General features: G+C 70.4%; 8 protein-coding genes. 5 read left to right on the top strand and 3 right to left on the bottom strand.

The window, feature by feature from the left end; translation table 11 throughout:
* The first annotated feature begins 37 nt into the window (after positions 1 to 37).
* From WMF39_RS13080 to WMF39_RS13065, 4 genes are all read left to right on the top strand, one after another.
* Complete coding sequence (locus tag WMF39_RS13080) at positions 38 to 1315, top strand: peptidogalycan biosysnthesis protein (RefSeq protein WP_437745854.1); 1278 nt, start codon at positions 38 to 40, stop codon at positions 1313 to 1315.
* Between the two features lie 254 nt (positions 1316 to 1569).
* Positions 1570 to 3795, top strand: coding sequence for a lantibiotic dehydratase (locus WMF39_RS13075; RefSeq protein WP_437745853.1), 2226 nt, complete (start codon positions 1570 to 1572; stop codon positions 3793 to 3795).
* Positions 3796 to 3805: 10 nt separating this feature from the next.
* Positions 3806 to 4990: a M20 aminoacylase family protein gene (locus tag WMF39_RS13070; RefSeq protein WP_437745852.1), complete on the top strand. Its 1185-nt coding sequence runs from the start codon at positions 3806 to 3808 to the stop codon at positions 4988 to 4990.
* A gap of 310 nt (positions 4991 to 5300) precedes the next feature.
* Complete coding sequence (locus WMF39_RS13065; RefSeq protein WP_437745851.1) at positions 5301 to 6281, top strand: hypothetical protein; 981 nt, start codon at positions 5301 to 5303, stop codon at positions 6279 to 6281.
* A 109-nt stretch (positions 6282 to 6390) separates the two neighbouring features.
* On the opposite strand, the gene WMF39_RS13060 is transcribed toward WMF39_RS13065, so the two are convergent.
* The 3 genes from WMF39_RS13060 to glgX all read right to left on the bottom strand — a co-directional run bounded on the left by WMF39_RS13060 (position 6391) and on the right by glgX (position 11072).
* Positions 6391 to 6654 carry a dihydrofolate reductase family protein gene (locus WMF39_RS13060; protein WP_437747973.1) on the bottom strand — a complete coding sequence of 88 codons (264 nt, stop codon included), beginning with the start codon at positions 6652 to 6654 and terminating at the stop codon, positions 6391 to 6393.
* Between the two features lie 136 nt (positions 6655 to 6790).
* Positions 6791 to 8251: a serine/threonine-protein kinase gene (locus WMF39_RS13055; RefSeq protein ID WP_437745850.1), complete on the bottom strand. Its 1461-nt coding sequence runs from the start codon at positions 8249 to 8251 to the stop codon at positions 6791 to 6793.
* 490 nt (positions 8252 to 8741) lie between these two features.
* Positions 8742 to 11072: a glycogen debranching protein GlgX gene (gene glgX / locus WMF39_RS13050; RefSeq protein WP_437745849.1), complete on the bottom strand. Its 2331-nt coding sequence runs from the start codon at positions 11070 to 11072 to the stop codon at positions 8742 to 8744.
* 300 nt (positions 11073 to 11372) lie between these two features.
* On the opposite strand from glgX, the gene WMF39_RS13045 reads away from it, so the two are divergent.
* Positions 11373 to 13025: a 4-alpha-glucanotransferase gene (locus WMF39_RS13045; RefSeq protein WP_437745848.1), complete on the top strand. Its 1653-nt coding sequence runs from the start codon at positions 11373 to 11375 to the stop codon at positions 13023 to 13025.
* The last annotated feature ends 54 nt before the right edge of the window (positions 13026 to 13079 follow it).

Raw genomic sequence — 13079 nt, 5'->3', positions numbered from 1 at the left:
TTCGCGGCGCTCGGGTGCAACGAAAGGAACGCCATCGGTGAGATTGACGACGACCATCTGCACATCCCTCGACTCCGTGGACGACGCGGAGCTCGACAACGTCACGGCGGACGCCGACGTGTTCCTCGATCGCCGTTGGCTGCGGATGCTCGACGCGCTGGATCTGGCGCCGCTCGTCCGGGGGGAGCTGTCCCTGCGTTATGTGCTGGTGCGCGAGGGGACCCGCCTCATCGCCGTTTGCCCGTTCCTCGTCACGCGCAGTCGCTCGATCTACTATCATTATTCGCTGGAGAAGTTCTTCTTCGTCTCCTGGCAGGACGAGCTCGTCAGGATGAACCCCGAGAGCGCGCGCTGGAGCCAGTGGGTCGTCCGGGCGGTCAACGCCTACCGGGCGTTCGCGCGGGCGGCCCGCTCGGGGATCGACGGGTGGGTGCTCGCCGCGAGCCCGCTCAGCTACCGTGGGGGCATCGCCGTGGCGCCTGTCGATCCGGCGGCGGTGCAGGAGGTGCACAGCGCGGTGCTCGACGCGCTCAAGGAGGAGGCGCGCAGAGAGCGGCTGCCGCTCTGCTTCTATGGCGTCGACGCCGAGCGCGCCGAGCTCAGGAGATCGCTTCGTGGGAGCGGGTTCGAGGAGGTCTTCCTCGTCTATGACAACCGGCTGGACACCGAGTTCAAGGCCTTCGACGACTACCTCGCGCGCTTCCAGAGCAAGGAGCGAAAGTCCTTCCGGCGCGACATGAGGAAGGTCGGCGAGGCCGGTGTCCAATTCACCGTGACGCCGAATTTTGGCTCCCTGGGCGGCGATCTCGAGCGCCTCTACGAGACGACGTACTCGAAATACGGAGAGGAGCACTTCCGTCACCCGGAATCGTTCTGGGCTCGGCTCGAGCGCCACCTCGGCCCGAGGGCGGAGGCGATCGTGGCACGCAACGGCTCCACCGTCGTCGGCTTCGCCTCGATCCTCCACAAGGGGGACGACCTCTGGGTCTACCGCGTGGGCCGCACCGAGGATCAGGGGCTGGACGACTCGCTGCTGTATTTCAGCCTCGTCTTCTACGAGCCGATCAAGCGCGCCGTGGCGCTCGGCGCCAAGCGGATATGGCTCAGCGGCGGCACGTGGAAGACGAAGCGACGCCGCGGCGCGGTGGGTCACCCCCTGTACAGCTACATGTGGTTCCCCTCCTCGTGGTCACGAGCGCTCCTCATGCCCTACCTGTCCCTGTTCTCGCAGATAAGTCATGCCGAGATGACCAAGGTCGTCGCCCCGCCGAGCACCCCGGAGACGGGATCCACGGAAGCTGCGGGCGACGCGTGAGACACGCGCGGCGCCGCTCGCACCAGGCTCCATGCCACGGATGAGAAATCATGTCTGTCACGATGAAACTCGCCGCCGAAGCGCCTGCTTTAGACATTGAGGGCCAGGCGCGCCGCCCGTCCGAGCAAGACGTTGAAGGCGGCGCGTCGAGCCACCTGGTGCCGCTGGGCGGGGGACCGTTCGGGTTGTGGCCTTTCGCGTGTGTTCGCGGCGCGGGGTTCGCGGCGCAAACCATCCTCTCGCTCGCGGCCCCCTTGACCGCCGCCCTGCTCGACAGGGCGCTCGACGCCGAAGGGGCCGCCCCGGCGAAGAGCGTGATCCACGCGGATCTGCAGCGCTCGTTCGAGGTGGAGACCGCGCGCGTCAGCGAGGCGCTGCGCGCGGCGGTGCAGGATGACCGGTTCCGCGAGGCGGTGGTCTGGCAGAACCGGCGCGCCCTGCACACGGGGCTCGACGGCCTCCTGCGCAAGCCGCCCGGCCACCGGGACAAGAAGACGCGGCAGAGAGAGGCGCTCGTCGCCTCCTACCTGCAACGCTACTGCGTCAAGAACGACTCCATCGGCTTCTTCGGGCCCATCGGCTGGTGCCGGATCGGCCTCGGCCCCGAGGCGATCGCCACCCGGCCCGGGCCAGGCCTGCTCGCCGCGCGGAAGGTCTACTTCGAGAGCTGGGCCATCGACGCGATCGCGTCGCTGTTGAGCTCGGACCCGGAGCTCAGGCCGTTCGCGGCGCCCCGGCTGCTCCCCTACATCCGCGTCGATGGGGGCGCTCTGCAGGTGCCGTCCGTCGGGGCCATGCCGCTCACGCCGGCGCAGGCTGCAGTCCTGGAGGGCTGCGACGGCGCGACGACCGCGAGGGCGCTCGCGCGGCGGCTCGCCAGCGATCCGTCGCTCGGGCTCAGCGGTGAAGCGGAGGTGTTCGAGATCCTGGACAGGGCGTGCGCGATGAGCGTCATCGCCTGGGACTTCGAGGTCGCGCTCCAGCTGTCGCCGGAAGAGGCGCTGCGGCGCGCGCTCGCGGGGATCGAGGATCAGGCGCTCCGCGAGCGCGCGCTCATGCCCCTCGACGAGATCGAGCGGGCGCGCGACGAGGTCGCCGCCGCGGCCGGCGACTCCCGGGCGCTCGACGCCGCCATGACGCGCCTGGAGGACACGTTCCACCGCCTGACCGGCGCGGCCACGACGCGCTCCGATGGAGAAATGTACGCGGCGCGCACGCTCGTCTACGAGGATTGCAGGCGCGACCTGGACCTGGAGATCGGCGCTCCGCTGCTCCAGAAGCTCGCTCGGCCGCTGTCGCTCCTGCTGCTCAGCGGCCGCTGGGTGACCTACGAGGTCGGGCGCCGTTACCTCGGGGTGCTGCGGGACCTGTTCGAGCGGCTCTCGGCGCAGCAGGGCGGCGGCCCGGTCGAGCTCACGGTGTTCCACAAGGCGCTCGCGGAGATCGAGCCGTGGATGCGAGACATGCGCGGCATGCCGGAGTGGGTCGGGCAGGTGCAGCACGAGCTGCAGCGCCGCTGGGCCGAGATCCTCCAGGTGCCGGCCGGCGCGCGCTCCGTCGAGCGGGATCCGGCCGCGCTGCTGCCGGACGTGCAGCGCGCGTTCGACGTGCCGCGCCCGGGCTGGTCGAGGGCTCGTTATATGTGCCCGGATCTGATGATCGCGGCCAAGGACGTGGAGGCCCTACGCCGGGGGGAGTGCGAGCTGGTCATGGGCGAGATGCACCTGACGCACACGCTGACGGCGTCCTGCTTCGCTTTCCAGCACCCGTCGATGCGCGAGCTCATCGATCTCTGGGAGCTCGACAACCCGGCCCCGAGCGTCATCCCCGTGCTGCCAAAGGCGCAATGGTGCCAGCGCATCAACGAGATCGCCCTGGGCTCCGGGGACTTCCGTTATGCGTTCTCGCGGGAGCCTTCTCCCGCGCCTCGGGCGCGGACGCTGCGCGTGGCGGACCTCGTCGTGGTGGACCAGGACGGGGCGCTCGAGGTCCACGCGCGGGGCGGCGGCTACCGCGGCGGCCTCCTCGATTTCATGGGCATGATGCTCTCGTCGATGGTCACCAACGCCCTGGACGTCCTGCCGGCCGAGGACCACACGCCGCGGCTCAAGATCGGCGATCTCGTGGTCGCGCGAGAGCGCTGGCGCTTCGTCGCGTCGCAGGTGACCTTCGCGCGCGAGGAGGAGCCGCTCGCTCGCTGGCTCGCGGCGCGGCGCTGGAAGCGCGCGCACGGGCTGCCGCGGTTCATCTTCCTCAAGTCGCCCTTCGAGGCCAAGCCGTACTACGCGGACCTCGACAGCCCGATCTTCGTGGACACCATCGCCAAGATCCTCCGGCGCGCCAGCGAGCTGGACGCGTCGGCGAAGGTGAGCGTCGCCGAGATGCTGCCGTGCATCGATGAGCTCTGGCTGACGGACGCGGACGGCGAGCGGTATACATGCGAGCTCCGGCTCGTCACCTTCGACGCCAAGGGGCTCTAGGACCTTCGCCATGCCCACCATCCCTCGAATCGACGCCCTCCACGCTGAAATGACCGCGTGGCGCCGTGACCTCCACGCCCACCCCGAGACCGCGTTCGAGGAGGCCCGCACCTCGGACTTCGTGGCGGAGAAGCTCTCGTCCTTCGGCGTGGAGGTCCACCGCGGCCTCGCGAAGACCGGCGTCGTGGGCACGCTGAGGGCCGGGTCGGGCCGCCGCGCCATCGGGCTCCGGGCGGACATGGACGCGCTGCATGTCCACGAGGCGAACACGTTCGCCCATCGCTCGCGGAACGAAGGGAGGATGCACGCCTGCGGCCACGACGGACACACGACGATGCTCCTCGGCGCCGCCAGGCACCTCGCCGAGACGAGGGCCTTTGACGGCACCGTCCACTTCATCTTCCAGCCCGCCGAGGAGAACGAGGGGGGCGGCCGCGTGATGGTCGAAGACGGCCTGTTCGAGAAGTTCCCGGTGGAGGCCGTCTTCGGCATGCACAACTGGCCTGGCATTCCCGCCGGCCAGTTCGCCGTGATGCCCGGGATCATGATGGCGAGCTTCGATATCTTCGAGATCAAGATCACGGGCCGCGGCGCCCACGCGGGGATGCCTCACCACGGCGTCGATGCGATCGTCGCGGGGAGCGCGCTCGTGCAGGCGCTGCAGGCGATCGTGAGCCGCAGCGTGAGCCCGGTCGACGCGGCGGTGGTCAGCGTCACGCAGTTCCACGCCGGCGACACGTGGAACGTGCTCCCGGATGAGGTCACGCTGCGCGGCTCGGCGCGGGCGCTCAAGCACGAGGTGCAGGCGCTCGTCGAGGGCGCCATACGCCGCATCTGCGACGGCATCGCCGCCGCTCATGGCTGCAAGGTCACGGTGCGGTACGAGCGCCGCTACCCGCCCATCATCAACACACCGAAGGAGGTCGCCATGGCGATCGCGGCGATGACGCAGGTGATCGGCGGCGACAAGGTGCTCACCGACATTCAACCCACGATGGGCGCCGAGGACTTCGCGTTCATGCTGCGCGAGAGGCCCGGCGCCTACGTCTGGCTCGGCAACGGCGTCGCCGGCGAGAGCCGCATGCTGCACAACCCTGGTTACGACTTCAACGACGAGATCCTGCCCATCGGCGCGAGCTACTGGGTGACGCTCGTCGAGCAGACGCTGTCGAAGGTGGCCCTCGCCTCGCCGTGAGCGTCGACTCGACTTTGGCGCCTTTGCGCGCGTGGTCCCCGAACGCCGCGCCGTCGTCCAGCACGAGCGCTCCGACATAACACATGCCGCCTTCGAGCGCCGGTCCGCCGCCACGCGCGATATCCAGGGCGCAACGAGCGGCGGCGACTCCACCCTCGACGGAGGCTGACGCCACAGCGGCCCTCCGTAGACTGGATTGCGGTCCATCCTGACAGGTGAGTTGATGTCGCGTCGCCTACCCTGGCGGGCATCGTGATGGCGCGATCGCCGCGAGTGCTCGCGACGATGCGCCGCCGCGAGGAGGCAACCCATGCCCGCGAACCGTTCTCCGCTCGCCGCGATCGCGCTCCTGTCGCTGCTCGCTCTCCCTGCATGCTCCGCCGACGATCCGCCTGTCCGCGCCGAGGATCCGCCCGCCGCTGCCCCGCTCTCGCACGGCGATGCCTCGGACGACGGTTGCCTGCGCTTCCCGCGAACGGTGGGCGGCCTGGATGCCGGCTTCGAGACGCCGGAGAGCGCCTATTGGGACGAGGGAACGGAGGCGTGGTACGTCGCCAACATGGCCGGCGTACCTGACGAGATGCTCGAGAGGCCCAGGTTCAAGGACGGTCGCGGCTGGATCAGCAAGCTCGACCGGTGCGGCAACATCGTCGAGGCGAAGTGGCTCTCGGGGATGAACGCGCCCAAGGGCATCCGCGTCGCGCAGGGCAAGCTTTACACCTCCGACATGGATGAGCTCTTGATCATCGATCTCGCCACCAAGGACGTGCGCAGGATCCCGGCGCTCGGCGCGATCTTCCTCAACGATCTCGCGCTCGCCGACGATGGCACCGTCTATATCAGCGACAGCTTCACCCGCACCGTGTGGCGCTGCAAGGACGAACAATGCGCCCCCTTCTTCTGGTCCCCGCTCCTCAACGTTCCCAACGGCCTGCTCGTGGACGGCGACAAGCTGGCCATCGTCACGCTCGGCACGTTCAGGGCTCCCTCCTCGCTGGGCAAGGTCTGGATGCTCGATCTCGAGAGCAAGGAGCTCACGCGGTTCGGGACGCTCGAGGCGAAGCTGGACGGCATCGAGCGATACAGGGATGGATACCTCGTCTCGGTGAACGCGCCTCCGGCCGTCTACTGGGTCACGTCGACGAGCTCGACCCTGGTGCGTGATTTCAGGGACGACGGGCTCACCGCGATCAACGACCTCGGGCTCGATCCGGCCCGGAGAGTGGTCGCGGCGCCGGCGTTCTTCCAGCATACGGTGACGTTGTTCCGGGTGCCGAGAAACCCTCGGTAGCGCCGAGGTCGGTCCGTCAGACAGATCCGAGCGACGACGCCCTCGCCGCGGCGCGGGTCCTGGAGACCGCAGCCAGCCTGCGGGCGCGGCGCGCCTCCGTCAGGCCCTGTCACGCCGTCGCATCGTACCAGAGCACGACATTCCCGTTGCTGAAGCTGCGCGTCTTCTTCAGCCGGAGGTTCGCCCGCTCCTTGACCCCCTCGAACAGCGTCCTTCCGCTGCCGAGGACGATCCCGTTCACCACGAGCTGGTACTCGTCGACAAGACGCGCGTCGGTCAGCTGGGCGACGATGCTGCCGCTCCCCATGACGACCATGTTCGGCCCGGGCTCCGCCTTCAGCTTGCGCACCTCCTCCGCGAGATCGCCCTTGATGAGCCTCGGTCCGCATCTTCGCTCGGCCGCGGTCGACCCCTCGCAGCCCGCCCGCTGGATGACGGGCCGGCCCGGCGATCACGGGTCCCCGCGGGGCTCCACCAGCGGGCGCCGACGCGCCCTTCGCGGCCGACGCTCAGAAGATCGCGCTCTTCTGTTTGCCTGCGTCTCGCTTCCGCGAGGGCGCTTTGCCGGTGCTCGCCGGCGCGCCGGGCGCACGAACGGTGCGCGCCGCGGCTGGCTGCGGCGCGGGCGCCGGAGACGTCGGGACGGCGCGCGCCGCGGCTGACCGCAGCGTGGACGCCGGAGGCGGCGGGACGGTACGCGCCGCGGCTGCCAGCGGCGCGGGCTCCGGAGGCGGCGGGACTTGGGACGGCGCTGTCGTCGGGGGCCCGGCCGCGGGAGCCGTCGCGGTCGCGCCCGCCTGGGGTGCCGCGGGCGCCTGCGCCACGAGCGCGCCGCGGGCGGCGGAGAGCACCTCGCCGCTGATCACCCGCAGCTCGGCGGCGGCCTCCAGGCGCTGCGAGGGCAGCGCGGTGGTGAGCAAAAGCCCCAGCCCGAGCGCCACGACGAGGCCAGCCGCCGCGAGGTGCAGCCTGGTCCGTCGAACCGGCGCGGCGGGCGCCGGCGCGATCGGCGCAGCCGACGGGCCGACCGCGGCCACGAAGGCGGAGATCATCGGCCCGATGGAGGGGAATCGCTCCGCCGGATCCAGCGCGAAGGCGCGCGCGAACCACGTCTCCAGCGCCGGCGGCGCGCCGGGGCACAGCGTCGACAGCGGGGGGCGCGCGCTCGCGAGGATGGAGGAGAGCACATCGGCGATGGTGCGGCCGGCGAACGGCTGCCGGCCGGTGAGCGCAACGTGCGCGACCACCGCGAGGGCCCACATGTCGAGCTGCGGGTCCGCGTGCCCGTCGCACGTGTGCTCCGGGCTCAGGTATCCCGGCGTGCCCAGCACCACGCCCTCCGCGGTCTGGCGGGGGAAATCGGCCGCCAGATCCTGGCGGATCCACTTGGCGATCCCGAAGTCGGCGACCTTGGCGCGCAGGCGCCCGTCGCGCCCCTCGCGGAGCAGGATGTTCGACGGCTTGATGTCGCGGTGCACGATCCCGAGGCCGTGCGCCACCGAGAGGGCCTCTCCGATCTGACGGAGGAGCGCGGCCAGCTCGGCCGCGGGCACCGGCCCTCGCTCGTGGATCAGCTGCCGGAGGGACCGGCCGCGCACGCACTCCATGACGAGGTACGGGCCCGCCTCGGGATCCTCACCGGCGTCGTGCACCGTGACGATGAAATCGGTCTTCCGCCCGAGCTGGGCCGCGACCTGCGCCTCGAAGCGGAAGCGCTCCATCGCGTCGATGGCCAGGTTCTGGCGCGGGAGCACGAGGAACTTGAGCGCGACCTCGAAGCGCCGGACGCTGTCGTGCGCGCACCACACCTCGCCCATCGCGCCCTGGCCGAGCGGATGCACGAGCCGGTACCGCCCGGCCACGACGCGGCCCGGAAGGAGCGCGGAGCGCGCCTCGTCCCGCCCTGCGCCGCTCGGAGGAGGAAGACCGAGCGGCGCGGGCTGCCCGCCCAGCGTGGTGGCGTCGCGCACGGCGTCTCTTACCGAGGAATCGGGCGGTCGCCCCAGAGAGGGCGGCTGCAGCACGCCGGTGATCTTCGTGCCGCCACCGTTTCCCGGACCGGTCGATGCGTCCATGGGACAACGACCTGAGGAGAGAGGCGACGACATTCCCTCAGCGTATCGCGAATGCGGATGCCTTTGAACGGCGAACCCCCCGCCCTCCTCGCGTACGTGCACCTGAAGGCGCACGCGGCAGCGTCGCGAGGCGCAGCGCTGCTGTACTTGTTGATGGCTGGCGCCGAGGGTACGGGCCACGGACGCCGCCCGCCGCACCGAAGCAGCAGCGCCCCCTCATGCCCCCCGGTCCGCCGCCGATGTACGCGTCCAGGCCGCGACACGACATCGGTTGCGCCGCACGACACCGGTCGCGCGACACGGGTTCGCGTGGCTTGAACGTGATCGAAAAGCACTTCACGGGTGACATCAACTCATCGCCGTCTGAGAGAGAGCGTCGGGACAGCTACGCCCGCTGCGCCTTCACCCGCTTGACCTTCTTCTTCTCCTTGCGCTCCAGGAGCCGCAGCACCGCCACGGACCGGTCGACGAGCAGGTAGCGCTCTCCCCCTGCCCTCGCGGGCACCGTGCGCGCCGGCTCCCCGGCGGTGCGGGTGTCGATGAGCACCTCCCACCGCTCGCCGAACTCGATCGCGGGCAGCACGAACTCCAGCGGCGAGTGGTTCGCGTTGATGAGCACGAGCAGCGTGTCGCCGGAGATCGGCTCGGCGCGCGGACCGAGCGCCGAGAGGGCGTCGCCCCCGAGCAGGTAGCCGACCGCCCGGGCGTTCGGGTGGGTCCAGTCCTCCGGCGTCATCTCGGCGCCGTCGGGGCGGAACCACACGATGTCCTTGAGCCCGCTCCCGTGCACGTAACCGCCCGAGAAGAACATCCGCCGGCGCAGCACGGGCTGGCTGCGGCGCAGGGCGATGAGGCGGCAGGTGAACTCGAAGAGCTGCTTCCGCCGCTCGTCGAGGTCCCAGTCGTGCCAGGAGAGCTCGTTGTCCTGGCAGTAGGCGTTGTTGTTGCCGAGCTGCGTCTTTCCGATCTCGTCGCCGGCGTTGATCATCGGCACCCCCTGCGAGAGGAGGAGCGTCGCGAGGAGGTTGCGCTTCTGGCGCTCGCGCAGCTCGACGACCGCGGGGTCGCTGGAGGGGCCCTCGACGCCGTGGTTGTAGCTGTGGTTGTTGTTCGTGCCGTCCCGGTTGCCCTCGCCGTTCGCCTCGTTGTGCTTCTCGTTGTACGAGACGAGATCGTTCAGCGTGAAGCCGTCGTGCGCCGTCACGAAATTGATGCTCGCGTAAGGGCGGCGCCCGCTGGACGCGTACAGATCGCTCGACCCGGTGAGCCGATAGCCGAGGTCGGCCGCCAGCAGATCCCCCTTCCAGAAGCGGCGCACCGAGTCGCGGTAACGGTCGTTCCACTCCGTCCAGAGGACCGGGAAGTTGCCGACCTGATAGCCGCCCTCGCCCACGTCCCACGGCTCCGAGATGAGCTTCGTGCGCGAGAGGACGGGATCCTGATGGATGATGTCGAAGAACGAGCTCAGGCGGTCGAAGTCATGGTGACCGCGGGCGAGGGCCGACGCGAGATCGAAGCGGAAGCCGTCGACGTGCATCTCGGTCACCCAGTACCGCAGGCTGTCCATCACCAGCTGGAGCGTCTGGTAATGACGCGTGTTCACCGTGTTCCCGCAGCCCGTGAAGTCCATGTAGTAGCGCGGGTTGTGCGGCACGAGCCGGTAGTAGGTCCAGTTGTCGATCCCCTTCAGGGAGAGCGTCGGGCCGAGGTGGTTCCCCTCCGCTGTGTGGTTGTACACGACGTCGAGGATCACCTCGATGCCGGCGGCGTGGAGCGCCTTCACCATCGCCTTGAACTCGGTCACCTGCTGGCCGAGCCGCCCGCTCGACGAGTAGCGGCCCGCGGGCGCGAGGTACGCGAGCGTGTTGTAGCCCCAGTAGTTGACGAGGCCGCGCTCCCAGATCTCGCGCTCGCTCGCCATCTCGTGCACGGGGAGCAGCTCGATCGCCGTCACGCCGAGCTTCTTGAAGTGGGCGATCGCCGCCTCGGAGGCGAGCCCGGCGTAGGTGCCGCGCAGCTCCTTCGGGATGCCCGGGTGCCGCTGGGTGAAGCCCTTGACGTGGACCTCGTAGATGATCGTGTCCTGCCAGCGCGTCGCCGGCGGCCGGTCGCCGTCCCACGCGAAGCGGTGGTCGACGACGACGGACTTCGGCGCGCCCCAGGCGCTGTCGCGGTGGCAGATCTCCAGGTCGTCGAGCGGGGCCGGCGGGGGCGGCGGCGTGGAGTCCTTCCCGCGCGCCTCGGCGGCGCGGCGATCGCTCGCCGTCTTGCCCGCGCGCCCGCCCTCGCCCTTCTCGGGCGCCGCGCCGTCCCGGCCCGCCTCCTTGGGCCGGCCAGCGCCGCCCTCGGGGTGCCCCCCGCGGTCGTAGGCGAAGAGCGGCGCCTTCCAGTTCGGCTCGCTGGAGAGCGCGTACGCGTAGGGATCGACGAGGAGCTTCGCCGGGTTGAAGCGCTGCCCGGAGCGCGGGTCGTAGGGCCCGTGCACCCGGTAGCCGTAAAGCTGGCCGGGCTTGAGCCCCGGCACGTAGCCATGGAAGATGTGGGCCGTCCGCTCGGGGAGCTCGATGCGCTCGCGCTCCACGACATCGTCGACGGCCTCGAAGAGGCAGAGCTCGACCTTGGTGGCGGACTGGGAGAACAGCGTGAAGTTGACCCCTTCGCCGTCAAAGACGGCGCCGAGTGGGGTGGGCGTGCCGGGCCATATGCGTCTTGTCATCTGAAAAACCTGTGAAGCCGCCCTATTCGCGAGATCGGCGCCGCTGTCGAGACACAAGCGCGCGCGGCCTGATTTTTCGGTCGCCGCCCCCGGGATCGCCCGCCGTTCGGCCGCTCGGCGGGCCCGCCCTCGCGCCGCGCGCGATGTCGCGGCCCTCGTCGCGAGCTCGGCAGCGGCCGCGGCCGCGGCCTCGACGGCGGCGCGGCGGTGCTACCGCACGGTCGCAGAAGGAGCATCCAGGGCGGCGCGACCCGGGATAGACTTCGTCCCCGAACGCCTGGAGCCAAGCGAAAAACGCCCATGTCTTCCCCCTCTGCTGAAAATCAGTCCCAGAGCTCATCGTCCCCTTCCGGTCCCGGTTCCGGCGCGCGCCGCCGCATCGCCGGCGTGACGGTGCCGCTCTTCTCCCTGCGCAGCGATCGCTCGTGGGGCATCGGCGAGATCGGCGATCTCCCCGAGTTCGCCGCGTGGATGCGCGCCGCGGGCCTGCGCCTCGTGCAGCTCTTGCCGCTCGGCGAGGTGTCGGGGGGCGAGACGTCGCCGTACATGGCGCTCTCCGCGTTCGGCATCGATCCGATGTTCATCTCGCTGTCCGCCGTGCCCGAGCTCCCGGCGGAGCGCCTCGGCGAGGCGCTCGGCGACGACCTCGGGGCGCTCGATCGCGCGCGGAACAGCGCGCGCGTCGACTACGATCTCGTGCGCCGCGTGAAGGGGCGGGCGCTGCGCTTCGCCTTCGACGTGTTCGAGCGCGAGCACCACGCGAAGCAGACGCCGCGCGCGGCCGAGCTCGGCGAGTTCGTGAAGCGGCAGTCGGACTGGCTGCCCGACTACGCGCAGTTCCGAGTGTTCAAGGACGCCTTCGAGGGCAGGGCGTGGTGGGACTGGCCCGAGGCGATCCGCGAGCGCAGGCCTGACGCGCTCGAGGCGCTGCGGCGCGAGCGCGCGCGGGACATCCTCTATTACGAGTACGTCCAGTGGCTCGCGCACGCGCAGTGGGAGGCGGCGCGCGCGGATCTCCGGGGCAAGGGCGTGGAGATCATGGGGGATCTCCCGTTCATGGTGTCGCGCGACAGCGCCGACGTGTGGGCGCACCAGGGCGAGTTCCGGCACGACATGACGGTCGGCGCGCCGCCCGACCAGTTCGACACGGAGGGGCAGCGGTGGGGGCTCCCGCCGTACTTCTGGGCCCGGATGCGCGAGAACGACTTCGCGTGGCTCAGGCGGCGCTGCCGCTACACGGGGCTGCTCTACGACCGGTTCCGCATCGATCACCTGGTCGGCTTCTACCGGACGTACATCTTCCCGGAGCAAGGGAGCCAGGGCCAGGGGGGCGAGCGGCCCAGGGCGACCTTCGATCCGGCGGAGGAGCCGGAGCAGCGCGAGCACGGCAATCGGGTCGTGGGGGCGATGCTGGCGGGGGCGGCGGAGACCGGGGCGCAGCTCGTGGCGGAGGATCTCGGCGCGGTGCCGGGGTGGGTCCGGGAGTCGCTCACGGAGCTCGGGGTGCCGGGCTACAAGGTGCTGATCTGGGAAAAGGATGACGTCGTGTTCAAGGATCCGTCGCAGTATCCGGCGCTCTCGGTGGCCTGCTTCGGGACGCACGACACCGACTCGGTGGTGGTGTGGTGGGAGTCGCGGGACGACCGGGAGCGCGCCGGGGTCCTCGATCTGCCGCAGCTGGCGCCGCGCCGGCAAGAGCTCGGCCCGCAGTTCACGAAGGAGACCCACCGCGCGTTGCTCGACCTGATCCTCGGCTCGACGAGCGAGCTCGTGCTGCTGCTCCTCCAGGACGTGCTCGCCACGCGCGATCGGATCAACGTCCCGGGGACCGTGGGGCCGCAGAACTGGTCGCTCCGGCTGCCGGCGCCGCCCGCTGCGCTCGATCGGGATCCCGAGGTGCGGGCCGCGCTCGATCGGGTGCGCGAGAGCATCGAGGCCAGCGGGCGCGGATAGTCTCACTGCAAATCCATCGACGCGCTGTAGGAGCGAGTCGGCCAGCGCGCTGAC

The sequence above is a fragment of the Sorangium sp. So ce1504 genome (genome assembly GCF_051521635.1).
GTDB lineage: Bacteria > Myxococcota_A > Polyangia > Polyangiales > Polyangiaceae > Sorangium > Sorangium cellulosum_B.
Note: the sequence above shows the minus strand (reverse complement) of the source record. Positions and strands in the feature narration are given on the sequence as shown.